Annotated in this window: 26 protein-coding genes and 1 pseudogene; 1 reads left to right on the forward strand and 26 read right to left on the reverse strand. The window is 62.0% G+C overall.

Features of this window, described 5'->3' with window-relative positions; all coding sequences use genetic code 11:
• Positions 1-11: 11 nt before the first annotated feature.
• The 16 genes and pseudogenes from CGK93_RS19550 to CGK93_RS19605 form a co-directional block, all read right to left on the reverse strand.
• Complete coding sequence (locus CGK93_RS19550) at positions 12-695, reverse strand: hypothetical protein (RefSeq protein ID WP_089596245.1); 684 nt, start codon at positions 693-695, stop codon at positions 12-14.
• A 1-nt stretch (position 696) separates the two neighbouring features.
• Positions 697-1,437 (reverse strand): hypothetical protein, encoded by a 741-nt coding sequence (locus CGK93_RS19555; protein ID WP_232481410.1) that lies wholly within the window; start codon positions 1,435-1,437, stop codon positions 697-699.
• Positions 1,434-2,144 carry an ABC transporter ATP-binding protein gene (locus tag CGK93_RS19560; protein ID WP_089596246.1) on the reverse strand — a complete coding sequence of 237 codons (711 nt, stop codon included), beginning with the start codon at positions 2,142-2,144 and terminating at the stop codon, positions 1,434-1,436. The genes CGK93_RS19555 and CGK93_RS19560 overlap by 4 nt, the downstream gene beginning before the upstream one ends.
• Entirely contained in the window at positions 2,141-2,896 is a 756-nt protein-coding gene (locus tag CGK93_RS24265; protein WP_232481411.1) for a hypothetical protein, read from the reverse strand. The genes CGK93_RS19560 and CGK93_RS24265 overlap by 4 nt, the downstream gene beginning before the upstream one ends.
• Positions 2,897-2,957: 61 nt before the next feature.
• Positions 2,958-3,815: pseudogene (locus tag CGK93_RS24515) on the reverse strand (site-2 protease family protein); the annotation flags it as partial.
• Complete coding sequence (locus CGK93_RS19570; RefSeq protein WP_089596247.1) at positions 3,812-5,002, reverse strand: YcaO-like family protein; 1,191 nt, start codon at positions 5,000-5,002, stop codon at positions 3,812-3,814. The pseudogene CGK93_RS24515 and the gene CGK93_RS19570, both read right to left, overlap by 4 nt.
• Positions 4,999-5,817, reverse strand: coding sequence for a daptide-type RiPP biosynthesis methyltransferase (mpaM, locus tag CGK93_RS19575; RefSeq protein ID WP_089596248.1), 819 nt, complete (start codon positions 5,815-5,817; stop codon positions 4,999-5,001). The genes CGK93_RS19570 and mpaM overlap by 4 nt, the downstream gene beginning before the upstream one ends.
• Before the next feature lie 83 nt (positions 5,818-5,900).
• On the reverse strand, positions 5,901-6,038 hold the full coding sequence (locus CGK93_RS23665; RefSeq protein WP_157731903.1) for a daptide-type RiPP: 138 nt from the start codon (positions 6,036-6,038) through the stop codon (positions 5,901-5,903).
• 44 nt (positions 6,039-6,082) lie between these two features.
• Positions 6,083-6,208: a daptide-type RiPP gene (locus CGK93_RS24440; RefSeq protein ID WP_256378406.1), complete on the reverse strand. Its 126-nt coding sequence runs from the start codon at positions 6,206-6,208 to the stop codon at positions 6,083-6,085.
• 49 nt (positions 6,209-6,257) lie between these two features.
• Positions 6,258-6,401 carry a daptide-type RiPP gene (locus tag CGK93_RS23670; protein WP_157731905.1) on the reverse strand — a complete coding sequence of 48 codons (144 nt, stop codon included), beginning with the start codon at positions 6,399-6,401 and terminating at the stop codon, positions 6,258-6,260.
• Between the two features lie 4 nt (positions 6,402-6,405).
• Entirely contained in the window at positions 6,406-7,620 is a 1,215-nt protein-coding gene (gene mpaC, locus CGK93_RS19580) for a daptide-type RiPP biosynthesis dehydogenase (protein WP_232481412.1), read from the reverse strand.
• Positions 7,617-8,906 (reverse strand): daptide-type RiPP biosynthesis aminotransferase, encoded by a 1,290-nt coding sequence (mpaD, locus tag CGK93_RS19585; RefSeq protein WP_089596249.1) that lies wholly within the window; start codon positions 8,904-8,906, stop codon positions 7,617-7,619. Before mpaD ends, mpaC begins: the two co-directional genes overlap by 4 nt.
• Entirely contained in the window at positions 8,906-9,928 is a 1,023-nt protein-coding gene (mpaB, locus tag CGK93_RS19590) for a daptide biosynthesis RiPP recognition protein (protein WP_089596250.1), read from the reverse strand. The genes mpaD and mpaB overlap by 1 nt, the downstream gene beginning before the upstream one ends.
• Before the next feature lie 228 nt (positions 9,929-10,156).
• A complete protein-coding gene (locus CGK93_RS19595) occupies positions 10,157-10,522 on the reverse strand; it encodes a hypothetical protein (protein WP_157731907.1) in 366 nt (121 codons plus the stop codon).
• 260 nt (positions 10,523-10,782) lie between these two features.
• Complete coding sequence (locus CGK93_RS19600) at positions 10,783-11,424, reverse strand: TY-Chap domain-containing protein (protein ID WP_232481413.1); 642 nt, start codon at positions 11,422-11,424, stop codon at positions 10,783-10,785.
• A gap of 295 nt (positions 11,425-11,719) precedes the next feature.
• Positions 11,720-12,187, reverse strand: coding sequence for a DUF6301 family protein (locus CGK93_RS19605; RefSeq protein ID WP_089596253.1), 468 nt, complete (start codon positions 12,185-12,187; stop codon positions 11,720-11,722).
• 174 nt (positions 12,188-12,361) lie between these two features.
• Between CGK93_RS19605 and CGK93_RS19610 the strand changes: the two genes are divergently transcribed.
• On the forward strand, positions 12,362-12,937 hold the full coding sequence (locus tag CGK93_RS19610) for a hypothetical protein (protein WP_232481414.1): 576 nt from the start codon (positions 12,362-12,364) through the stop codon (positions 12,935-12,937).
• An 883-nt stretch (positions 12,938-13,820) separates the two neighbouring features.
• Here the strand turns inward: CGK93_RS19610 and CGK93_RS19620 are convergent.
• From CGK93_RS19620 to CGK93_RS24270, 10 genes are all read right to left on the reverse strand, one after another.
• Positions 13,821-14,273: a hypothetical protein gene (locus tag CGK93_RS19620; RefSeq protein ID WP_232481415.1), complete on the reverse strand. Its 453-nt coding sequence runs from the start codon at positions 14,271-14,273 to the stop codon at positions 13,821-13,823.
• Positions 14,274-14,487: 214 nt separating this feature from the next.
• Positions 14,488-14,901, reverse strand: coding sequence for a hypothetical protein (locus CGK93_RS19625; protein WP_089596255.1), 414 nt, complete (start codon positions 14,899-14,901; stop codon positions 14,488-14,490).
• Positions 14,902-15,321: 420 nt separating this feature from the next.
• Positions 15,322-16,071, reverse strand: coding sequence for a ThuA domain-containing protein (locus CGK93_RS19630; protein WP_089596256.1), 750 nt, complete (start codon positions 16,069-16,071; stop codon positions 15,322-15,324).
• A gap of 1 nt (position 16,072) precedes the next feature.
• Positions 16,073-17,176 carry a Gfo/Idh/MocA family protein gene (locus tag CGK93_RS19635; protein ID WP_089596257.1) on the reverse strand — a complete coding sequence of 368 codons (1,104 nt, stop codon included), beginning with the start codon at positions 17,174-17,176 and terminating at the stop codon, positions 16,073-16,075.
• Positions 17,177-17,241: 65 nt separating this feature from the next.
• A complete protein-coding gene (locus CGK93_RS19640) occupies positions 17,242-18,144 on the reverse strand; it encodes a carbohydrate ABC transporter permease (protein ID WP_089596258.1) in 903 nt (300 codons plus the stop codon).
• Positions 18,141-19,097 carry a carbohydrate ABC transporter permease gene (locus CGK93_RS19645; RefSeq protein ID WP_089596259.1) on the reverse strand — a complete coding sequence of 319 codons (957 nt, stop codon included), beginning with the start codon at positions 19,095-19,097 and terminating at the stop codon, positions 18,141-18,143. The genes CGK93_RS19640 and CGK93_RS19645 overlap by 4 nt, the downstream gene beginning before the upstream one ends.
• 2 nt (positions 19,098-19,099) lie before the next feature.
• Positions 19,100-20,407: an ABC transporter substrate-binding protein gene (locus CGK93_RS19650; protein WP_089596260.1), complete on the reverse strand. Its 1,308-nt coding sequence runs from the start codon at positions 20,405-20,407 to the stop codon at positions 19,100-19,102.
• A gap of 201 nt (positions 20,408-20,608) precedes the next feature.
• Positions 20,609-21,604: a LacI family DNA-binding transcriptional regulator gene (locus CGK93_RS19655; protein ID WP_089596261.1), complete on the reverse strand. Its 996-nt coding sequence runs from the start codon at positions 21,602-21,604 to the stop codon at positions 20,609-20,611.
• Positions 21,605-22,484: 880 nt separating this feature from the next.
• Positions 22,485-23,141: a hypothetical protein gene (locus CGK93_RS19660; protein ID WP_157731911.1), complete on the reverse strand. Its 657-nt coding sequence runs from the start codon at positions 23,139-23,141 to the stop codon at positions 22,485-22,487.
• Positions 23,142-23,260: 119 nt separating this feature from the next.
• Complete coding sequence (locus tag CGK93_RS24270) at positions 23,261-24,265, reverse strand: hypothetical protein (RefSeq protein ID WP_089596263.1); 1,005 nt, start codon at positions 24,263-24,265, stop codon at positions 23,261-23,263.
• Positions 24,266-24,536: the final 271 nt, after the last annotated feature.

A 24,536-nucleotide genomic window follows, 5' to 3' on the forward strand; every position in this document is an offset into this window, starting at 1 on the left:
GGGGTGAACAGTCAGGCGAGGTCGCGCTTCAGGAAAACGCCGAAGGCTAGTGCTGTGACTACTAAAAGCCAGCTCGCTGCTCCCATGAAAGAGCCCCAAGCCGGTATGTTGACAGCTGATTGGTTGGCCCAGTCGGCGGCGAGGACCGGGAAGACAGTGGTATCCGGTCCCATCAGCATCTCCGGGAGCAGCAGTGAAAGGGGGACGGCGAACAGGCTCACCAAGTGGTTGCGGATGAGGGAACCCGCTGCGCAGCCCCAGACTGATCCCATGGCGGCTAGTCCTGCGAAGGCCGGGACAGCGGTCAAGCTCACGTGCCACGTTTCATCCAGCAGGTTCCCGGACAGGACAACCACCAAGCCAACTACTGCGCCGCTGAACAGGGCAGCCAGTGATGTAGTGGCTGCCCTGCCCAGGAACGCCGGGCTCCGCTGGAACAGCAGGACCCGGCGGTTGAAGCTTCCATTGCGGTAATCGGCGGTGAAAGCGAAGGAGCCCACCACCGCGGCCACAGTCAGTGTGAGCGTCAGGCCTGCTTCCACCAAGGGCTCGTCGAAGCCCTCGGTGTACGGACCGGATTCAAGCAATGCGGCAACAAACACCAAGGCCATGAAGCCCAGCACCAGCGCGGCGCCAACACCCGAGCCCTTCCACAGCCAGGGACGGCGTAGTTCCGAGGCGAATGCGGACACCACGTCAGAGCTCCTTCCGGCGAAGGGACCACACTGCGCCAAAGCCTGCGAACAGCAGCCATCCCACGGACACGAAAAACGCCGCGATGGGTTCAAGCAGGCCCTCAAAGGGAACGGAAGCGATTCCCGCCAACGCGCCGGACGGAAGCCAGCGGGCCATATCCGGAGCGTTCGCGAGCAGCGGCAGTTCGACGGCGAGTGGAATCACCAAGGTGAGGATCGTCGTCGCGTAATAGTGCTGAAAGATCCACCCCAGGGAGCAACCCCACACGGCAGCGAGAGCCGAGGCCACCAGCACCCCCGGCATCAGTCCCAGTGACTCCGGGGCCAGGAGCTGAGAGGCAACATCCGGTGGCAATGAGAAGGCGATGGTCCCGCCCCACACCACGATTCCTGTGACGACGGAGCCGAACCCCACCACCACCGCAGCAACGTATTTACTCACCAGCACGTTCGTCATTCCGGCTGCCACCACGGTGCGGCGGAGCGTCCCGTAATAGGCTTCGCGGGTGACCAGGTAGCTTCCGGCGAACGTGGCTACCGGCGCAATGCTCGCGGCCAGTGACCAGAAGATCCTGATGTTGTCCGAAACCGACAAAGCACCCGAGCTGTCCGGCCAGCCAAGGAAGTTGGCCACGAACCACGGCACCAGCGCACTGAACGCCACGATGCCCAGGATGGAGTATCCGCTGACGTATCTGAGGAGCTCGGATCGGATACCGCTGGTCAGTGCGCCACCGTTCATTGGGCACCCGCCAGGATCTTGAAGTACGCGGTCTCAAGGCTGCCGCCGCCAAGTGCTTTGGCCTCCTCCAGGGTTCCGTGGAACAGGACCCTTTGCTTGAGGATGACAACCTGGTCCGCCACTTGCTCCAGTTCCATCAGCTGGTGGCTTGAAACCAGCGCGCTTCCACCGGCGGCGGCGAACTCCCGCAAAAAACGTCGCAGCCATTGAATGCCCTCAGGGTCCAGTCCGTTGGCGGGCTCGTCGAGGACAAGCAACTGGGGATTACCAACCAACGCGGATGCAATCCCCAGGCGTTGCTTCATGCCCAGCGAGTAGTCCCGGACCTTCTTGTTGGCTTCCCCCGCCAGATCCACCTGTTCAAGGACCCGCTCCACGTTGTCGCTGTCCACTCCGGCGGCGAGCTGGCAGATCTGCAGGTGCCTGCGCCCCGTCAGCCCGGGCTCAACGTCCATCCCGTCCAAGTTCACGCCCACCCTGCCGGCGGGCCTGCGGAGGGATCGGTAGTCCACACCGAACACGGTGGCGCGGCCGGACGTCGCCTCCACCAAACCTGTGAGGCCGGCGAGCGCGGTACTTTTCCCAGCGCCGTTGGGGCCGATCAGTCCCACCACCCGTCCTGCGGGAACATCGAACGTCAGCCCCTCGACTGCGAAACGTCCGCCCCTTTTCTTGCTGAACTGCTCAAAACTGGCGTGAATTGTCATGGCTGCCCTTTCGTGGATTCTGCAGTTGGTCCTGCTTGCCCTGGCCACAGAGGCGAGCTGGTGATGGACGCCCAGAGCCACTCCCCCAAGCTCGTCTCGTGTTGGCTGGCTACTTCAGCCCGCCCGGAGGACGAAAGGTTCATTCCTGATTCCAGGTGACCGGAGAAGGCCATCACCGGCAGGGTGTCGCCTGCGAGGGCTACGGGGACCAACGTGTCCAGAGGTGCCATGGAGTTCGACGGCGGTTGGTCACCGATGGTTGCCCGTCCCAGGTTTTCGTGAAGGATCATTCCCTGCGATTGCAGCGTGACTGTGTCGCCGGGGGATAGCGCCTGGGACGGACCTTGGACCGGCATCACGATCTTCAGCTGGCCGCCGTGGTAGGTGTACCCAGCAACGGTCACCGCCCTGACGGGAACGATCGCCAGGAGCACCCCGATGACAACCAGACCCAGCAGCACCACCAAGATCCGACGCCAGCGCGGGCTCCCGCTGGCTGCCGCTGCCCGAAAGAACCGGATCGCTCCCCTGAGTGCCATGACGAGCAATAGGCACAGGACCGCGAGGACCACCAAGTGGCCCACAAAGCCCAGCTGGAGGAAGATCGGCACCAGGCGTTGGTAACCGATCACCATGAAGGCTATTCCGGCAACAAAGCTGGCGAGCCCAAACCATGGAAGCAGGCCGCCGCGGCCCAGTGCGCGTCGGGATCCGAGGACCCGGACGCTGACCACTTGGGCCAAGGCATCCAAGGACTTTTTTCCGGAGGTGTGGAATGTCCACGGCAGACATCAGGGCCACATAGCCGTCCAGCTTGATGAACGGGAACAGGTTGAGCACGGCCACGGCGTAGCAAATGACGCCATAAAGGACAGCGGCATCCTTAAGCGATGACTCAGGAAGCAGCGCTTGGCCGGCCAGAACCATGCTGCCCAGAGCCACGTGGACCAAGGGCCCCGCCAAGGCAACCAGCACCCGTTGCTTCCTGGAGCTCAGCCGCCACCCATCCGTCACATCGCAGAAGAACGCAGGCGAGAGATAGAACAGCATGATCCCGATGCGACGCGCTGTCCCGCCGAAGTACGTAAGTGCCATGCCGTGGCCCAGTTCGTGCAGGAGCGTGGACACAAACATCGCGGCCACTACGTACAGGTACGCCTCCATTGGGAGGGGCGTCGCCAGGACCCGCCACATGCTGGGCCCCGCAATGAAAGCGCCCACCAATCCGCCGAGAAGAAGAAGCAGGGCCACCACAGCCATGCCGGGCCGCGCCATGGCCGCCACCATCGGCCGGAAGAACTCCAGCAAGGGCGCGGGATTGAACAAGGTGAACTGCACTGTCAGTGGCGGCCTGAACTGGACCCGTCGCATCGCAACGGGCGCCGCACCGCCGTCGAATATTCCTGTGTGCGCCAACTGGCCCACGATCCCCATGACATCCTGGGCTGTCCACGGAGATCCGAGAAAGAGTGCCACTTGGGCCGCATCCTTCCTGCCGTCCACTGCTTTGAGAACGTTTGCGACGTCGGCGGAGACGCGCGCTTTCGGCACACCGTTGACGGCCACGATCCAGGGGCCGGCAGCCGCCAGCGGCGCATCGATGGACCCCGCCGGAGAAAGCTGCACTGGCCACTCGACCGCCCGGTCAGTGGGCACTTTGAGCCTGCTCATATCAGCGGGTGCGGGGTGGAGAAATGGCCGGGCAGGAACAGTCCTTTGGTTTCGTCCATGGTGAGGGGAACGGTGCCGGGGCAGATCGCTTTTCCGGCCACCCAGCCCATGTCCTGGATCGCTGCGGGCAGCCTGTGGGTGAGGCTTACCCAGTGCGTTTGGATGTCCCTTCCCGCGAGGTATCGCACCAAGGTTTCAACGTCCGGCGAAGGTTGGATGTCGGGGAGACCCGCTGGCTGGAAGGACTGGACCCACCGGAGCAACCCGTCAATGGCGGCCGGCGTCGTCCAGAAGTCGGCCCGGGAATCGTCATCCGTCACCGCCGCGGGAGACTGCGGACGGGAACGGGTTTGGAACAGCTCCCGGATTTGGAGTCCTTCCTGAAGTGCCCCGCGCAACGCGGATACAGGGTGGGCGGCTGCTTTGAGCCCTACCGCACCAAAGTGGGCCTCGTCGGCAATCACGCACACCGCCGTCGTCAGCGGACTGCCCTGCTGCGGGATGAACGCCAACCACGGTTCGACGCCGGCAGACCTCGCCGCGTCAAGAAGCAAGAGGAAGCTCCGGGTCTCCTGGGTGGACCGCACAGCCTCGGGCAGAGACGCCACATCGAAGCTGAGCAGGGGCGTCCGCCGGTGCCATGCGGCCAAAAACGCGTCCCGTTCCAGCACTTCCCCGATGCCCGCAATCTGCGCAAAGGCCTCCGATGGACCCGATGCTGCACCATTGGGAGACGGATCGAAGAAGCGGTCCCACGGATTCGCCTCCATGTGTCCGGGGCAGTAGTCCACTACCGGCGCCGGAATATGCGAGGCCTTTCCGGTGAGCAGGTTGGTGGCCCGGTACCAAGGAAATTCGTAGGCGAGCGCTGATGGTCGCCCAAGCCCCGCCGTGATGAAGTCGATCCGCAGGTCCACACTCCCGGTCTGGACAAGAAGGTGCTCGGAATCCGCCGGCGCGGGTGCCAGCGCAAACCGTTCCACAGCTTCTCCCGCACCCCGGGTGATGGAGTCGCGTTTCCTGACGTCAAAGGCCCCGACGGCGGAAGCGAACCCTGCTTGCGATGCCCGCCCAGGTGCCAACACACCGGCAGTTCGCCACAGCCCAACCTCGTTGGGAACGTACACCCCCGATTCGGACACCAGGCCCAGCGACGGATCGAGAGTCCGTACAGGATCGATGCTCATACGCCGCACACCCACAGCTCAATGTCATCCAGGCCAGGCGTCCGTGTGGCGATGCGGACCGGCCTGCGTTCCAGGATGGTCAAGCCTTCAGCAGTGATCTCTTCCTCGATGAGGCTGTTGCTGACGAACGCGATGTCGCTGGCGTACGCCGAAGACCGGTACGTGCCACCTTCACCGAAATTGACGTGGATCATGGTGACGTGGCGGGCACCGTTGGCTGGGTCGCGGCTTTCCGTGGTGATCAGGAACGAGTCCTTGCCCAACGGCGAAACTGTTGTGCCGCCGTCGTTGTCTTCTGACGCGTGGTGGCTGTCCGCGTTCAGGACCGTGAGAAGGAAACGGCCCTCCGGCGCCAGGCAGCCGCGGACCTTGCGGAACAACGCACGCCTGCCCACCGGGTCAAGGAGGGTGATGGAACTGGCGCCGAGAACCACGCAACCGAATCCGCCGTCGAGCTCAAAGCTGGACATGTCAGCCTCCACCATGCCCACCACGACACCGCGCGGGTTGAAGGCCTGCGTTTCCACCTTGGTCTTGAGCAGGGCCAGCATTTCCCGGGAAGAGTCGACGGCGGTCAGCGGACGTCCCAGCGTCAGGAGGGGACGAGTGATCCGTCCGGAACCGGCAGCCAACTCAAGGATGGGCCCCGCAGTTTTGCGCGCCGCGGTGAGGATCTCGGGCAGTTCCGTCAGGTCGTTGGCGGTGACAAGGTCATAGAGGCGGGAACCTGAAACGCTGTACAGATCCTCTGGCGGATCCACATGGCCCAGGATCCGCAGAACGGCGTCGGCGGTCTTATCTTTTGCGGTGTTCATCAGCTCGTGTTCTCCGGGAGGTTGAGAGTGGTCCGGGGATGCACGCGGGTGGGACGGAACGTGGCACCACCCGCGTGCACCGGCTATGTGGCGGCGATTCCGACGACGATGCCGGCGATGATGATGACGTCACCAACCCGGATGTACCACGGTGTATCGTCCGGGGTGTCGAGGTTCTCCAGCTCTTCGATGGACAGCTGGAGCGTCGAGTTTGCGATCATTGGTTCCTCCTTCCTTGTTGTTGTATGGATGCTGCAGACGGGCACTACGTGATGCTGACGGCGATGATGCCGATTGCGACTCCCTGGGAGACCCCGATGAACCAGTTCTGGAAGTCAGGGGTGTCCAGCGACTCGATCTCCTGGATGGAAATGTTGAGCTGTTTTTGCATGCGTGTTCACCTCCCTTCGCTGCTGCTGTGGTGGCGGACAGACGGGAGATCAGGTGATGGCGACGGCGATGCCTACCAGTGCCAGTCCAGCTGAAATGCCCTTGATGCGTTCGTCCCAGTCATCCGGAACGTCCATGGGCTCCAGCTCCTGGATGTGGAGGTCCAGGCTCTTGAGTGCGTTGGTGCTGTTCATGTGTTCACCCCCTCTCCCCTGCCTCTCGTAGATTGCCCGTGGGGCCTGGCAAGATGTGGGGTCCTCCCGCAGCAGCGTTGAGGACGTGCTGGATCTGTGCGGCGTCGATGCCTCGAAGCATCGGAAGCCCGCCACCCCAGTTGCGGATGGAGGCGTCCGTGGTGCGGACCAGAATTTCCTCGGTGATGGATGGGAGCCCCGTGATGCCCCACTGCCACATCAACTCGTCAATGCCCCGCCCAGGATCGGGATCCAGTGAAGGTTCCGTTGCCGTCACCATGTTCCAGAGGTGCTTGAGCCGTGTGGAATCGCCCCACCCTGCGGCGCCCTCACCGATTTCCCTCCAGATGGGGCCAATCACCGAGGCCGTCGCCGTCATTTTCCGCGCGCCCGTGACGTAGGAGAGCTCGTTCGCCACGTACCAGTGCTTGGCGCCGTAAGGGTTGCGCCCCATCAGTGCCCAGCCGGTGTGCGTTTCCATGCTCAGGCGGGCGGCGGCCAGCCTCAGCTCCGGAGCATCCTTGCAGGACAGTTGCTGCCCCAGCCGCACTATCCGCTGGATGAGCGCATGGCCGTCGTCGTCGAAGATGCTGTGATGGCTGCCAATCATGGTCCCGGCCACCCGCAGGAACGCTTCAAGCAGCCCCTCGTAAACCAACTGCTTGGGCAGGGTGGCGAAGTGTCCGGCGTCGAGCAATGCAGCGTCACCTGTCAGGTGCCGCGAGACAATCAAACGGCGTCCGACGGCGGTGTCCAGGCACGCTACTGCGCTGACTTCCGCGCCGGTCCCCACGGTGGACGGCATCAGAATGGTCTTGGGACGCTCCTTGGGGTTGGTCACCGGCGGAAGGACCAGGAGGCCTGAGCGCTTGGCATGGCGTTCAGCGAAGATGGCCAGGCCCGGATCCGCGGTGAACAGCGCGGCGAGCTTGACCGCGTCCAGAACTGAGCCGCCGCCGAGTCCGGCAACGGTCTGAAGTCCGTTTTCGCGGATGAAGCTGCCCACCGCTCGGACGGTTTCCACGGTGACCGGCGTCGCGTCCAGCTCCAGGACCGGGGCACCGTTGAGGTGGCCGGCCAACAGCTTGTCCCGGTGTCCTGCCAAGTGGCTGTCCACCACCAGTCCCGTCCGTCCACGGGTCAGGCCGCCGATGTACTCGGCTGCCGTGCCGTCGTCGAGGATGACACAGCGGGTCCTCCAGATGTGGTCGGCAATCATGCGAAGACCCCATCTTTTTCGGCGGCGGCCAGGCCGGTGCGGATGGCCTGGCGCAATTCCTCGAAGTTCTGCTCCGTATAAATGAGTGCGGGCAGGAGTTGGATTCGTCCCGGCCCTGCTTGCACGATTGCCCCGGCGTCGTGGATGCTCCGGACCACGGCAAGGACCCCGCTTGATGAGAGGGGCGTTCCGTTGTGGGACCGAAGTTTGATGGCCCTCATGCAGCCGCGGCCCGTGGAATTGCCTATGCCTCGCGTGTTTTGTAGGTCCTCAATGAGGTTGCTGAGGCCAGAGGCCACCTGTTTGGTCAGGGTGTCGTGATCCAGTCTTTTCATCTCGGCGATGGTGCTGAGGATCGCCGCGCACGTTGCCGGCGTGCCTGCCTGTGTTTCCCCGTGAACGAAGACGGACTCATTCTTGTCGAAGGTCTCCGTAATGCGCTGGGCGATCAGGAGGGCGGCGCAGGCGCTGGTGCCGTTGGTCAGGCCTTTGGAAGTGACAATGATGTCCGGTTGGTGGGGCCATTCGTCTGAGGCGAACCAGCCATTCACCCTGCCGAAGCCGGTGGCAACCTCGTCGGCTACCACGAGGAAGCCGTGCTGGTCGCGATGCTTGATGACCGCCTCGATGAAAGGGTCCGGCACCGCTTCCGCGCCTGAACCAAGGACGGGCTCCATGATGACTGCCGCAATCCTGTGGCCTTCCCTGGACATGAGCTGCGCCAGTTCCGCGCCGTCGTCGTCAAAGCTGATGTGCCGGATGTTCCGCCGGTCCACTCCGTACATGGTTTGTCCCAGTTCGTCGCCGCTCAGCGCCTGGCTTCCGTACGTCAGCCCGTGATAGCTGCCCTTCAGGCCGACGACGAGTTTCCGTTCAGGCTGCCCGTCCAGGACGAAGTACTGACGAGCCAGCTTCATCACGGCATCGTTGGCAGCGCCTCCGGAGGTAGAGAAGAGGACGCGGTGGAAGCTGTGGGATGGCAGGTTCACCAAGGCTTTGGAGGCTTCAATGGCCGCGCGGTGAGCCGTGCGAAAGAGCGGAAGGTAGGACGCCTTGTGGAGTTCCTTGGCTACGGCCTCAGCGATGTTCCCGTTTCCGTAGCCCAGGTTGGTGTTCCAGAGTCCGCTCTTGGCGCAGAGGCGTTGCCGTCCGTCGTCGAAGGTGACATGGACTCCGTTGGCGCTGACCGCTGTGTGGCTTTCCCCAGCGAAGTCATGCTGGGAGACGAGTGGCACCCAGAGTGGAAGTTGGGTCCTGGGAGTGGGAAGGATCGGCACAACGGTCATCAGCGTGCACCAACAATGTCGATACCGAGTTGCCCAAACCGGTCCAGGACAGCATGGGCGGCTTCCTCGGCGAGCGCAGCTGAAACTTTGAGGGCCGGCGCCGCTGCGATGGCAGCTACCTTGACGTCGCGAAGGTTGGAAACGGCTTCGATAATGGCTGCGGCGTCCGGACCGATCTTGAAGAGACGCCCGGTCTTGGCGTCCAGAAGGGTATGGTCACTACCCTGCTTCAGAATGAAGGGAGCATGTGCCGACGGCAGGCCATCGCGCAGCGCGGCGCCGTAGAGGCTGGCTCCGAATCCCACCAACTTGGTACCGGGACGGTCCTCGCGGGCTACAAATTTCCAGGCGTCCAAGGCTGCCAGGTAGCGGGCGATCCACGGCTTGGCGGCCAGCGACTCGTAGATGTCCCAGGGGTAGTAGGCCGCTGCAACGGCGGACTCGGGCCGGAGCGCAATGGCCCTGATCCGCAGGTCAGCAAGAGCGTCCCCAACCGTGCCAATCTTGGTTCCGTAAGGTCCGCTGAGAACGGATCCGTCCCACGTGATGTGGAGCCGGGCCAACAGGAGGTTGTCCTTTGGCGCCCCGCTCAGCAGTCCCCGCTCAGCCAGCACCGCATTGACCTCGGTAAGTTGCTGAACGAAGTGCCCCGTACGGCAGGCTTCCTCGGCGTCGTCGAAGAAGGCCTGCCAGTCCTCTTTGGTGGTGATCCTGACTACCGTCACACCTACAAGGTTCACGAACGGGATGGCCACATAGTCCTGGATTTCCAGGCTCAGTGTGCCGTCCACCAGGAGTTCTTCCCCTGCGACATCGAAGGATCCCGTGACGGCCACGATGCCCGGGTCCGTGTTGTCCCCGTTGAGGACCAGGATGGTGGAGTCCTCGCCGGCCAGCGTCTTCGCGTAGCCGGTGTGGTCAGGATTCTCGACAAAAATGACGTGGCCCGGGATACGCCCCGGAATGCCGGTGATCCACTGATCCACAGCGGCGGCAATGCTCTGTTGCTGACTCAGCTTCAATGACCCAACCCCCAATAGTTGTGCACTCTTCTCCGGAGCAGTCCCGGCATCATTTCCGGGTGCTCGTTATGAGAAGGACACTATGGGCGGGCCGAAGGGCCACAGGGCGGAAAGCGGAAACTAGGTGGTGAATCGGCCGAAATTAGGGGTTATTTGGGGGCGTCTAGGTGGTGGTTGGGGGTGGCCTAGGTGGTGGAAGAAACAGGGTCGGATCCCAAGAGATGGGGCTCAGTGCCCGGGCATCTCCAGGCAGCCGCCGTCCATAATGCTGCCGCCGTTAGAAATGTCGACCTTGCCGTCGAAAGCCACGTATCCGAAGAGGCATCCGCCTTGCGGCGACGCTGCCCCAAAACGCACACCATTTCCGTTGTCATCCGTCTGGACCGCGTCCGTAAGTCCAACAGAGCCGAACGCTTCCACTACGGCAGTTGCGGTGGTGGGCTCGCTGAGTGATTCAAGGGCCTTTCGAGCTGGTTCAAGATAGGAATTGAGATGTTCCCGCATGTCCGGCGTCAGGGCTCTTCGCTGGCGGTACAGCTCGTTCGCCGCCATGGCCGCTTCAGGATCCACCACCACACAGTCCTCCGTCGCCACCGGGATTCCCTCCACAGAGCGACACACTTGCGGGGGCATGCTTGGTGTCGGAGCATCAGTCGGCGCCGTGCTCACCCCTCCCGGAATCGCACAGCTGGTGGTCCCCAGGATGGCTGCCATGATCAAACAAGACAGCAGTGTTTTGCGTAATTTTTTCCCCATTCAAGGACCCTACGGGACTGCCACGGTTCGGACCAGTCAATTCATCCATCGAATGTATATTTTGGTAAATTTATCCCGCTATGGCGAGGATCCGCCTTTCACTTGGGTCCGCATCGTCGGAGTCCAAGAGCAGGCAACTCCACCACCGGGGCGCCCCTGTCCATTCGCTCCACCCTCTCCGCGGACCACGTTTCCCCTTCAGGCATCCGCTCGGCCTCACGCCATGCCCTGTAGTGAAGCTCCTCGGGGTTTGCCACGCCGTACGAGTCACGCAGGGCGGCCACGCATAGTTCGGCGAACGCTTTGTATTCTGCGGTCAGCGCTGGAAGGGCAAGCGACGAAGTCCAGTTCGGCTGGGCAGTGCCCGGCCTCGTCCATCCGGCGTGGCTCAGTACCGACTCCTTCGCATCGGCGGCGACATCCGCGGCGGGAGCCTCGGCGTCCAGCCGGTCGGCCTCCCTCGCGAATTGGACATACTTCTTTGGGTCCACGTCTGAGGCGATGATCAGGATGAGCCGTTCCGAGGTCTTGCGGAACGTGTCCACGAGCCGGTCCCGGAAGTCGTTCCAGTTGGGCGTCCCGTCGTTGCTCGGCTTCGTCGCCCATGGCACGGCGATGGGAGTTCGAGTGGTGGTGATATGGAGGTCAGGGTCGTCCAAGGGGATGGTCTTCCTGTACTCACCACGATCCACCTGCTTGAACCCCTCAGCCAATGACCTCGAGTCGCTCGTCCAGGCCATGACCGGCCCTTCCGGGGATTGGACCTCAAAGGCGATGCCTCGGTAGGTGGCGTGATATTTGAGTCTGAAGCACTCCAACTCCAACGGATCACCTATGGCAATTCGCCGCACATACCGGCCATGCTCATCTCTGGTGAAGCCCACAATTCGCTCTTTCGTCCAGAGCTCCCATCCCTGGCCCTTCCTAGACAGCCGAACCTCGACGCCGTCGTACACGGCATAGGTAGCTGCGACTAGAAAGTTCGACGCCGTACGGTTGAGGAAACGAGGTCGGAGCCTTTTGGCGCGGGTCACGTCAGTACCCCAGCTTCCGGTCGAGCTCGACGCCTTGCGGAGTTTGGAACATCGCACTGAGGACGTGCGACGAGAGATTGAAAACGATTCGCCCGCCGGAGGGACGATCCCATTCCGCCGAGTCCGTTCCCTCGAAATTCCGCATGGTCGGTTTGCCCCAGCGACCCTCACCTTCGCGGACCATGAGCGTAAAGTTGTCGCCCAGGAATGCAGTGAACTCCGGCGTGACCTGCTTCAGCTCGTCCGAGGTGTCCAGCCTAAGATAATGCAGATGCTTACGTGCCCCGATGGTGGAGACGTCCGGAATGGTGAATCCTGAAACATGATTCATCAAATAGGGAGTGCCGTCTTCCACCTCGATGGACCAGTCAAAACGCTCGACGGCGAGGCGCTGCACCTCGTCCTTTGTCAGAGGCCAGTCAGCGGCAGCCCAGAAGTCCATAAGGTCGCAGACCTCGGCTGGGGTCATTACTTTCCATGTCACGAGTTCTGTCATTTTTCCTCCCCAGGGCCCAGCCTCAGAACGTCGTCGTCTGGGCATTTCTCCTCAGTGTAAAAGACGAGTCCGACAGTTAATGACACGTGACTATCAATTTCCTGGCGACTGCCACGAGCACGCGCCAGTCGCCCAGTAGCATGCCTTATGGAATCTTTCACCTGGGCAAAAGCCTCCTCTGATCACCCCGAGAAAACCAAGGTCGCCGTTCTGCTTCCCGGTTCCGGATATCCAGTGGAGGGCCCGGTCCTCTTCTGGGCTGGCGAAATGCTGGGATCTCTGGGCTGGCATGTTCAGGCCGTCCGGTGGACTGCTGACGATTCACCCAGCACTGCTCCACACGATTTTGCGGCCGCTGCTGCCACGCAGGCTTTTGCTGCCGCACCCGACGCCGATCAACGGTTGATTGTCGCCAAGTCCTTTAGCACTTTGTGTATCCCGTGGGCCGAGGAAGCTCTCATCCCAGGGATCTGGCTGACACCTCTGCTCACGGATGAGCGGGTCAGAAGCACCATCGGTGCATCGTCGAAGAACGACCTGTTCATCGGAGGTTCAAGGGACAAGCTCTGGGACGGAGGACGTAAGTCGGAAACTGCCGGCACGTTCTTTGAGGTGCCGGGGGCCGATCACTCCTTGCAGATTCCCAATGATTGGCGCGCCTCCCAACAAGTTCAAGCCGAAGTGTTCGCGCGGGTCGAGGCGTTCATCGGGGAACTTCCATGACAATTCCGTACCAATAATGGTGCGTTTGGGACACGGGAGAGGTGGCGGGAGTTCCAACAGTGGAGCTGCGAAAGCTCGCTGCGAGGGAGCTCTCACCCGGCTCGGCCAAAGCGTCTACAGGATGGATGAAGCACCTGCCGGTGAGCTTGATGAGTATGCACAGGCCGTTGCCCTTGTGGGGGGAAGGCGCTGTCCTAGCCGACGAAGCAGTCCTTGCGGCCATCGGCCCACGGGGACGCGGAGTGGACAGCGCTTCTGTGGCCTGTCCGTCATCCAAGCACCCATCCGCTTTGTGGAGAGCCGAGCGGCCGAGGGCGCTTTGAGGGCCCGGCCTCTTCCCTCAACAGTCATTCTGCTACAGACGAGTACTGGCACCTCTGCTCGGCGATTACTTCCCAAAATCCCCCAGGTTATGAAAGGGGGGTGCCATCTGGCCGAAGTCCTCGGTTGAGGTTTTCCTTGTCCTGTTGTTCGGAACGCTTTAGGGCGGGAAGTCGGGACGCTGCGATAGCCACCGGGATGCACATGGCAACAAATAGGGCAGCCAAAATGAGCACGGGAACCGCGTCGCTCAATGAAGGCCGCGTTGTCAGCGCGAAAACGACGAAGGCTATAACAAGGGGAACGTTCCAGATCAGGGGCTTGAAGACGTTGAGGTACGTCTCAGTTGTCCGCTTGCTGCGTGGGAAATTATCGTCGCTCGCATTCACGGCAATCTCCCTCCAAGTCGTTTGAGGTCATCCGAATCTCTCCCAGTGCCGGGTAGGTAAACATGGTATGCCCCCCTTCTGGAACTTCCGAGAAAGGGATCCCTAATGGCACGGTTCCTGAACGGCGTAATGGATTTCCGGCCGCGCAAAAAACATGTCCGTTAGACGATCCCTCAGCGCACGCTGGACTCGAAATCCGATGGCAAGTTCGCCCCGCTAACGGATCGAGTTCCTAGCCATCCGTGAAGTATGAGCACAAGCGCGGCGCCTGACAGCAACCCGTCAGCGATTCCGGCGGGCAAGAGGAAAATCATGAGCACGAGCGTGACTGCGCAGTTGACGAGTGACAGTGCCAGGCCCCAAAGGCGGCCTCTCCAGAGGGCAATGCCCCCAGTCACCCGGAGAGCAGCGAAGACTCCACTCATCGTCATCATGAGATAGAGGTTGTCCTGCAGGTATGGCAGGGCGAATATATGTGCGTTCCGGGTAATGACATCCTGGGTGACCCCTAGGGCTAGGAGCACTAAGAGTCCGATGAACACCAAGCCCTCCATCAGGACACCCTGTGCGATAAGCAACCCTGCTGCACCGCGGAGCTCTCTGGTCGACCGTGATGGCTTTTGCACTGCAGGAGTCTATCAGCGCCCTATTCGGGTACTTCCGAAGCGCCGCGCCCGCCCAGTACTGACGCCCGATAGGTGGTCCCCCACCGGCCGCCACGTCGTTGGCGCTGCGCCACCGACCCCAATCTTTAGGGTTGAGGCTGCCCGCCTTCTCCAACCGGTTCGTCAGGGCGAAGGTCCCAAGGCAGGCCCATTGGGATCAGGTGTGGGTATCCAACTAGCCGCCCGCCAGCCGCCCCTCCTGATGCTGCCGCCAGGACATCAATGCGAGCGCGTACAACAGGCCGCGGGCCACGCCGAACAACCAAGGGAAAGGCAGGTCGAAGCCTATCCAGAACACTGCTTCCACAGGCAGGAGGACTAGCCCAAGAACCAGCCCGGACTTGCGCCCCCTCCACGCCAGCCAAGCCGCCCACGACGCAACCAGCACTACACCAAGGAACGCAATGAGCAGCGCCACGAAGGTCCAGCTTTGCAGGCCGTCCCATGGACCCGCGTACATCGGGAACAGGTCCATGAACATCGGCAGGTACCCGTTCTGTAGGAGGTAGATGCCGACTGGAATAGCCGGGATCCCGAATGCTGCAGCGTAAATCCACGTCAGCACGGCCGCTACACGCGCTTTCCGCATAGGCTTCCTCGTTTCGGCCCGCCCCAAGCATTTCCGGCTGCCAGAGGAGCCGGTTACAACCAGTGTGGAGCAGGGCGTTCCTCGACGGAAGCGGCCAGCGATTTCGATCTTAGGAACACTCCTGGCTCCAAAGGATTCCTACAGATATCAAGTTCTGACCGGTCCGCCAGGGCAAAGTCCTGTACGTCCACTGATTGATGTCGGATTATGGGTTTCAGGGCGCCCAAACTGCATACAAGAGCGGGAAGACCCTCAACTACCAGAAACACCGTCCGGCCCCGGGACGGAATAGTTATACCGACGCTCGATCCCCCGGGGTCTGGGCACGTCCATCGAAAAGACGGAACCGCCGTCACCATGCTCCTGTTCCTTGCTGGCTCTTCGACGGCAGCCAGCGAGATGAATGGAAGCCCTCGCGGCCTACGACCCTTCGAACCACTCCCGCGCCGGATTGGAAACCTCGGGCGCCTCACGGAAGACACCAGGCTGGGCAACCCAGCCGACACCGTTCGCGATCACCTTCTGGATCTGCGGCTGGTGGTACACCGGGTATTCCTGGTCGCCGGGGCTGAAGTAGAAGATCCGGCCCTTGCCGCGCGAGAACGTCACGCCGGAGCGGAACACCTCTCCCCCGGTAAACGAGCTGATGAAGATAAGGTCATCGGGCTCGGGAATGTCGAACAGTTCGCCGTACATTTCCTGCTGCGGAATCACGATCGGGCTCTCGATACCTGCCGCGATGGGGTGAGACGGCTTGACCGTCCATACGAGCTCACGTTCGCCCTCGTTGCGCCATTTCAGCGAGCACGTGGTCCCCAACAATCGAGTGAAGATCTTGGCGAAGTGCCCGGAGTGAAGCACCACCAGGCCCATGCCACCCAGCACGTGGCGCTGCACGCGATCCACCACTTCGTCACTGACTTCCTGATGCGCGATGTGCCCCCACCACAGCAGCACGTCGGTCTGCTCCAGCACCTCTTCAGAGAGTCCGTGCTCGGGATCGGCGAGTGTCGCCGTCGAGATTTCGGAGTCCGGGAAGAAACCGCGCAGTCCGGCAGCAATGGCGCCGTGGATCCCTTCGGGGTACATCTCGCCGATCGTGGCGGGCTCGTTGCGGGCCTCGTGCACGCCTTCGTTCCAGACGACAATCTTCAATTTCGAATCAGACATTTCAGAGCACCACTTCACGTTGTTCGAGGGCGGATTTGTAGCAAGCGTCGAGCACCAGGGCGCGGCTCAAGGCAAGGGACCCGTCATGGCTTCCCCACACAGTCTCGCCGCCGCGCACGGCGGCAACGAAGTCGTCGACGACGGCCTGGTGGGCCCGTCCAGGTTCGGCCACCACCTCGAAGTCGGCGTTTTCGCCGTCCTTCTCGGTGAAGACATGAACGTCCGCCACCGGGTTCTCGGAGGCGCCGACCGAGCGCAAGTCCGCGCCGCCGTCGGTCCCGTAAACGGTGAAGTCCATCAGGTCCCGCTCGTCGCGGTAGGTGGCCCAGCCCGCTTCCAGGATCAAAGTACCGCCCCCTTCCAGCCGGATGAACGCCGAAGCGAAGTCTTCCACTTCAAACTTATGACTCGAGTTCGAAGCTGTGTAGCGGGCGTTTCCTCCGAGGCCGCGTGGGCCGAGTTCGGAATGGGTCGACGCCGAGACGGCCAGCACCTTGGGCTCGCCGAGGAGGTGCAGCGAGTAGTCCAGGACGTGCACGCCGATGTCAGCCAGCGGACCACCCCCGGCGAGTTCCGGGTTGGTGAACCAGCTGCCCAGCATCGGAATGCCCTGCCTGCGGAGCCAAGACGCCTTGGCGTAGTACGGGCGACCCAGCGTCCCGGCGTCGATCACTTCCTTGAGCGCCTGGATGTCGCCGCGGCGGCGGTGGTTGAACGCGACGTCCAGCACGCGGCCGGCCTTACGGGCGGCGTCCACCATCTGTTGACCCTCGACGGCGTTACGCGCCAACGGCTTTTCGCTCAGCACATGCAGTCCGCGCTCGAGCGAGGCAATGGCGATCGGTGCGTGCAGGAACGTCGGCACGGCGACGCTGACGGCGTCGAGGCCTTCGAGCTCGATCAGGTCCTCCCACCGGGCGAACGCGTGGGGAATGCTGTACTCCTCCTTCAGCTGGGCAAGAAGGTCAGCTTCCATCCCCGCGACGGCGACTATTTCGACGCCGTCGATATTGCTGTACGCCTTGAGGTGCTGCTGGCCGGCCCAACCGATGCCCACAACTCCCACCTTGAGGGTTGCGGACGGGGCCTGCTGCTGAATGCTCACGTTATTCCTGTTCTTTCTGGGGTTTCTTAGAGTCTGTGAGGGGTTTGGGGACTTCGTGACGGGGCCTAGCCCTTGACCGCGCCGGCCGTCATGCCGGAAACGATGCGCTTCTGGCACACGAGCACCAGGATCACGAGCGGGATGGTGATGATCACCGACGCTGCGCTGATGGTGCCGAGGGGTTGGTCGAACTCGCTGGTGCCGCTGAAGAACGCAATCGCGACCGGGACCGGACGGGCTTCCGGCGAGGTGGTCAGGGTGACGGCCAGGAGGAATTCGTTCCAGACCGAGATGAACACCAGGATCGCCGTCGTCGCCAGACCAGGGACCGCCAGCGGAAGGATGACCTTGCGGAAGGCGACAAACGGTGTGGCGCCATCCATGTACGCGGATTCCTCCAGTTCACGCGGAATCTCCTTGAAGAAGGACGTCAGCGTGTAGATCGCCAGCGGCAACGCGAACGTCAGCTTCGGGATGATGAGGCCCAGCAATGTGTCGTACAAGCCGATCTCACGCCAGATGGAGAACATCGGGGCCGCGATGGCGATGGCCGGGAACGTGGTGACCGAGAGGATCAGCGTCAGGATCATCGCCTTGCGGCGCATCTTCAATCGCGCCAGCGCGTACGCGGCGAAGGATGCGAACACCAGCGCCACTGTTGTAGTCACGACGGCGATAATCACCGAGTTGCGCAAGGCCAGGAGGAACTCGGGGTTCTGGAAGACCACCTGATAGTTCTCGAGTGTCGGCTGGCTCGGGAAGAGCTCGCCTTGGGACAGGCTCGCGCCCTTCTTGAGCGAGGTGTTGACCAGCCAGTAGAACGGGATGAGCGAGAAGCCCATGACCGCCACGACGAACACCCACACCATGGGGTGCAGTTTCGCTTCCCCACGCAAGCGGCGACGTTTCGGCGCCTTGGCGCGCGTGGCGAGTTCCGCCGTCGGGCGTTCTGCAGTCAGCGTGCTCATTGTTCCTCCTTCGCGACGTCGCGGATGTTGCCGCCGGCGAAGCGGACGTAGATGACCGAGACCACCATGACGGTGAGGAAGGTCAGGATGGACAGCGCCGAGCCTTCGCCCACCAGCCGGTTTTCGCGCAGTTGCGTGTAGGCGAGCATGGACATGGATTCGGTGCCGTTGGCGCCGCGGGTGAGGACGAACGGCAGGTCGAAGACGCGGAGGGCATCCATGGTGCGGAAGATCGCGGCGAGGACGATCGCCGGACGCAGGAGCGGCAGGGTGATGTTCACGAAGGTCTGCCATTTGCTGGCGCCATCGAGTTCCGCGGCCTCGTACGTTTCGGCGGAGATGACCTGCAGGCCGGCCAGGATGATGAGCGCCGCGAAGGGCGTGGTCTTCCAGACGTCGGCCATGACGATCACGGCCATCGCGTAGCCGTGCTCGCCGAGCCAGACGACGTCGCCGCCCGGCAGTCCCAGCGTGGAGAGGACGTTGGTGACCAGGCCCATGTTGGGCTGGAACATCGTCTGCCAAGTGATGGCGCTGACCACGGTGATGATCGCGTACGGCAGCAGCACCACGGTGCGCAGAACGGCGCGGCCCTTGAACGCGAGGTTGAGCAGGAGCGCCATGGCCGTGCCGAGAATGAGTTCCAAGCTCACAGAGAGGCCCGCGAAGAGGAACGTCTGGCCGAACGCAGCCCACCACTCTTGGCTAGCGAGGGCGTTGATGTAGTTTTCCAGGCCGACAAAGCGGGACAGGCCGGCCGTGCGGACGCTGTACTGGTTCAGCGAGAGCCAGATCGCGTAGCCGATGGGGACCGCCGCCACCAGCGCCATGATGACCAGCGACGGGGCGGTCATGCGGAACGCGAGCTTGCGTTCGGCGCGGTCGCGGCCGCTTACAGGGCGGGCCGGCGCGCCGCTTGGGCTGCGGCCCGGCAGGAGTGTCTTGAGGGCCATGACTAGAAGCTCGCCTTGGCGGTGGTGATTTCGTCAGCCATCTTCTTCACGGCTTCTTCGGTGGAGGCGGTGCCGGAGAGGACGGCGTAGACGTTCTTGTAGATCGCCTGCGAGATCTGCGGGTAGACCGGGGAGATTGGGCGCGGCTTGGCACCCTTCACCGAAGCGAGGAGTTCCGTGGCGAACGGCATCTTCTGCAGTACCGCGGGGTCAGAGTAGGCGGCTTCGTTCACGGGTGCCTGTGAGTAGTCCATGGCCACGTGCTTCTGCCAGTCCGGGGTGGTGGCGAAGTCGATGAACGCGACAGCCCCAGCCTGGTTGGTGGAGTGTGCCGAGATCGCGAGGTTCCAGCCGCCGAGCACGCCGGAGGCCTTGCCGCCTTCCCATGCGGGCAGCGGCGCGACGGCGAAGCTGGACGCCAGCGGTGTCGCGTTGAGCAGCCGGTACACGTGCGGCCAGTTGCGCTGGTATCCAAAGTCGCCGGACTCGTAGGCGAGGCGGGCCGGGTCTTCGTTGTAGGTGAGGACGGCGCGATCGGCTGAGCCGTTCTTGAGGCCGTCGCTCATGAAGTTCAGGACGTCGCGGGTTTCCTTGGAGTCGATTTTTACGTCGCCTTGGTCGTTGAGGACTTCGCCGCCTGCGCTGTAGAGCATTTCGAGGAAGTTCACCGTGAGGCCCTCGTACTGCTTGCCCTGGTAGACGTAGCCGTTGCCGGGAGCTTTGGCGGCTTCTGCGTAGAGCTGCTGCCAGGATTCGGGCTTGGCTACCTTGTCCTTCTGGTAGTAGATCAGCCCGGCGTTGGTGAAGAACGGCGAGCCCCAGTACTTGTCCTGGTACTTGGTGGTTTCCACAGTGGAGGGGATGAGTCGGTCCTTGTTGGCCTCCACCAGTTTGGTCTGGTCCAGCAGCCAACCCTGGGAGGCGAACTCGGAGGTCCAGATGACGTCCGTGACGAAGAGGTCGCACTCAGTGGACTTGCCCTCGAGCCGCTGCACAATCTGCGTGCGGGCCTCATCCGTGGTGGCGCCGATCTCGGTGTACTTGGCCGTGACCTTGCCATTCGCCTGGGTGAACGCCTCCGCCGTTCCCTTGTAGATGCCGCTCGCGTCCTTGACGCCGCAGATGTTCACGGCACCGCTGGCATTAGCGCCCGACGCCGGATCGGCAGCTGCCGCTTGCTCGGCACCTTGGGGTGCCGCTCCCCCGCCGCAGGCGCTGAGGAGGAGGGCTGCGGCGATTGCGGTTGCCGCCAGTGCTTTTCGGTTTGTGGCTTTGTTCTGGAGCGGTAGAGCAGGTCGGTTCAAGTCCACAAGTGGCTCCTTTGGTGGCTGTGGGTGAGTGGCGTTCAGTGCGCGATTTGGCTGTACCGCGTGCTGAGGGTGGCTTCTTTGCCGGTGTTCTTATTTGATTCGTGGAATCGATTCCAAATGTGTTCAAAAGAATCGGCCTCGCGGCCGTGGAATCGATTCCAAAGTAGTGTGACAGGGACCACGGAGGGCTGTCAACCCTCTTTATTTGGTGGAGTCTCGGATGACGAGTTCGTGCGGGAGGAAAGTTCTCCCCTTGCGATGTGAGCCCTCGACGGTCATCCGCTCCAGGAGTTCAGCGAACGCGACTCGGCCCATTTCGTAGGCCGGCTGTCGGACCGTGGTGAGCTCCGGGACGCACATCTCTGCTTGGGCCGAGTCGTCGAAACCTGCCACGGCGATGTCTTGTGGAACTCGGAGTCCGGCATCCGTGAGTTCCCGAACGCACCCGGCGGCGACGACATCGGTCCCGCAGAAAACGGCGTCAGGGCGGTCTTTTGCTTTGAGAAGCTTCTTGGCGAGCGTGCGGCCGGCGTGGAAGCCGAAGTTGCCTTCGCCGAACAGGATCTGGTCTGGTTCAAGACCCGCTTCCGCGAGTGCCTGACGGAATCCTTCTTCGCGCAGCCGGCCGGAGCGGGCACCCCTATGGGCGAGCATGGCCAGCTTCTTGGCGCCCGTGTCGATCAGGTGCTTGGTGATGTCGTAGGCAGCTTGGCGGTCATCTATTGACACCCCGAAAGCCGCCTCCGCGTCGACGATTTCGCAGACCTGAACGACGCTCATTTGCTCCGCGACCGTGTTGACGTCGTCGTCCGGCATCGTCGGGGAAAACAGCACTAGCCCATCCACAGATCCGTTCCGCAGCATGTCCACCAGTTGCTGTTCGCGGTCGAGGTCTCCGTCAGTCGCTGCGATAAGGCTGACGTAGCCCGAGTCTGCCGCCGCGTCGCCGACACCTCGGAAGACTTCGCTGATGACCAGCGAGTCCAGGTTCTTCGCGAGCGCGAGGACCCGCATTGTTCGGTCTCTTCTTAGGTCTCGCGCTGAGGCGAGCGGACGGTAGCTGAGCTCCCGGATTGCCGCGTTGACCTTCTCCTTGGCAGCATCACTGACAGCCGAGCTTCCGTTCAAGACACGCGAAACCGTGCCTACGGAAACACCCGCAGTCTTCGCGACATCCTGCACTGTCGGCCGACTCATTCGATTGTCCTTCCGCGAGCGATTCTGCGGCTTCTGCACAATTGCCGTGGCATGCCCAGCGGCGCTCCTCAGCTTAGTCGGAGTATGGAAACCGGCCATGCCTGACGATCAGTCGCAATTCGACCGCTGACGTGATCGGTGCGTGCGGTCGTAGGTGAACCGACCCGTTGACGGGTTCGCGCCCCGTCAGAACAGCGACATCAAGAATGAACAAACCTCCCACAATCTCGCTAAAGGTGCGAACTCATCAACATTGAGAAAATCGAAATGAGACGGTCTGCTTGGACATCGCGACCCCGGTACAGAGCCTTACGGATTGACCGAAGCCTTTACGAGAGGGGTCGAATTAAATAGATTCTTTACGCGACGCCCTTGACGCCCGAGTACCAAGCAATGACTGCCGCAGTGAGACATGCACGGCGGCAACTATCGCCTCATACCGAAGAACCAGCTCAGCGCGCCGATAGCGGATGTTATGTCAATTTGAACAGTGATTATTGCCTCCGATGCACGATCACCCCTCTCCTCCTTGTCGGTCGCCGGATCCGCATCCCTGGACGCTTCAATGTGCCCCTGAACTGGGGAAATGCGCATCAAGCGGCTATTAGTGGTCGGTCGCGGGTCCATCGCAGCGGGCCCAGAAGCTGGGATGGACCCGGCTGGAATGGCCCGCGAATCCGCGGATTTGCGCGGGCCGACAAGGTTCCGGATACGGTCGCTAAACCACCCGGCAGAAACCGATATGGTGCCGGCCAAAGGGGAAAGCGAAGTCGCGCCGCGCGACGAAACGTCACACCCTAGGACGTATTGCCAGGTTGACAGCACGGCCAGTAAGGCTGGTATGTGGGGGTCGGGCATCCGACCCCCTGGGTTCTGGCCGCTATTTGGGAGGTACGGCGACGTGTCTTTTTATGAGAGCCGCCATTCGTGGGGGCGGAGTACGGGGTGGTTCGTGCGCAACAGCCCCAAGTTCGACCTGGGCCACGATCTGATGGAGTGCTCTGGCACCGTCTCTGCGGTGACCCTTAAGCACGGCTTCTTCCTTGTCCAGCTTCCAGTCAAGCGATGCCTTATGGAGATGCGCCATCTCCAAAAGGGAGCAGAGATCAGCCAGGTCCTTTGGCGCTGATCGGGTTTGCATAGCCAAGGCTTTCATAATCAAAGCGACTTCGATTCCCGGAATGGGCACGGAGAACTTCAATTCGCCTCCTGCCAGGAGCCGGGCCACTACCGATAGGTCAATCGGCTCCTGACTAAGGGCCAGGCCAAGCCCAGGGATTGCGTCGAAGGTTCTTCCTCCCAGTTCCTCCGTCCGCGCATTGAGCGTGCGGGGTACCAATAGATCCACCTCGACGAGCTCACCGTCCTCGCCTTTGACGTAATGGGATCCTGCGGTCGCCCGATAGTCTCGGGCCAACAGTTGGTGATGAAGCTTGAGCCCAGCAGCAGTCATTCCGTCGATGCCTGCGTCAGCGTCGGACGTACCCCTTCGGACTGCCAACTCACAGGGATACACATACATGAGCAGCTGTACCATATGACCTCCGACGACCCTGTAGTCGAGTCCTTCAGCTGCCGACGCTAGGTCCGCCAGAGCCTGGTATCCCCGGTCCGATGCTTGGGAAACGGAGTCCACGGTGATCGAGCGTTGCAATTTTAGTGCTTTCCTTTACTCTCGGATTTGGCCTCAATAGCTTCCCTCAGCCGGGCAGCGGCCTCGTCGGCGTCAGGTCCACTGCTACGCAGTACATCCCACAACACGATGAGCGGGTCCGCCAGTGGGATATCAGTCTGCTTACCGAGCTCGGCTGTCTTCCACAAAGTGGGATCATCGGGAACGGTGACTATCAGTGTTGCGTCACGCGGTTCCGCTGGCGTGAAACCGGCCTCTGTGAAGTCCACCATCTCTCGGACGTACAGTCTCGTCGTAATGGGAAGGCGCCAAGGAGCGATGAGATCGGCGGCCGCATCACCTGAAACGAGCGGACTGGAATCCAAGTCCTGAGCCAACTGGACCGCAGCCTTCGCTTGTTCACCGGGTGAGTCGAGGCTGTACCAAAACGTTGAGGCCCCGCCAGGGCCGGGATACGTTTCCATCCATCGGTCAACGAGCCGTCTGGTTTCCTTGTCCGTCCAGCCCTGGCTCATTCTGACCACAAAATCATCCAGGGTTTTCAACGCGTTGGAGACAGCCTGCTGGCTAATCATGGCCGCGTCGGCTATGTCAGCCTGCTTCATTGGATCAGGGCTAACAATCAATGCCCGTTCTGCGGCTAACTGTCCCCAAGGCATCTTTCCTCTCCGATGCTGGGCGCCCGGAACCCCCTCTTCGGTCTTCAAATCAAGCAGCCATCTACCGCCGACGAGAACTGCGGGAGGTTCAATTGAGACCAGGTCCACCTCTCCTCTTTCAGCCGATGCCAGCACGGCATGGCCAGGCGATTTAACTACGTACATGATGGGTGTCTTCGGATGCCGGGCCAAGTCGGCCTCGATTTTGCTAGGGGTGGGGCTGAAGGCAGGGGCCAAGAGGGCAACAGTCTTAGCCGTGCCGCCCGGTAGAGACAAGGACAATGCCCGAAGATCGCCACCAGTAATCCGGACAGCCGCACGGCGCAGAACACGGAGCGCGAGCGATAAGGAACTCTCAACGTCGGTCATGATCCCTACATCATTTGTTCGAACAGTTCAAACAAGTGTAAGCGCATAATGCCGTTTATGATTGTTTGACTGATATTGGTAGCTTGGGGTATAAGCTCTCAAAGAGGTCATCAGCAGGATCGGAACACTAGAATCTGCGAACCCCGTTTCCGGCCACAGCGAGATCCGGATGCAGAACCGGGCGGCAGCTCCCTCGCAGCCACTCAGGATCCCAAGAATGAACCGCCGGCCAGGGACACCAACACTAGGGCGCACCGCGCCGCGATACGGT

The sequence above is a fragment of the Arthrobacter sp. YN genome, from assembly GCF_002224285.1.
Lineage (GTDB): Bacteria > Actinomycetota > Actinomycetes > Actinomycetales > Micrococcaceae > Arthrobacter.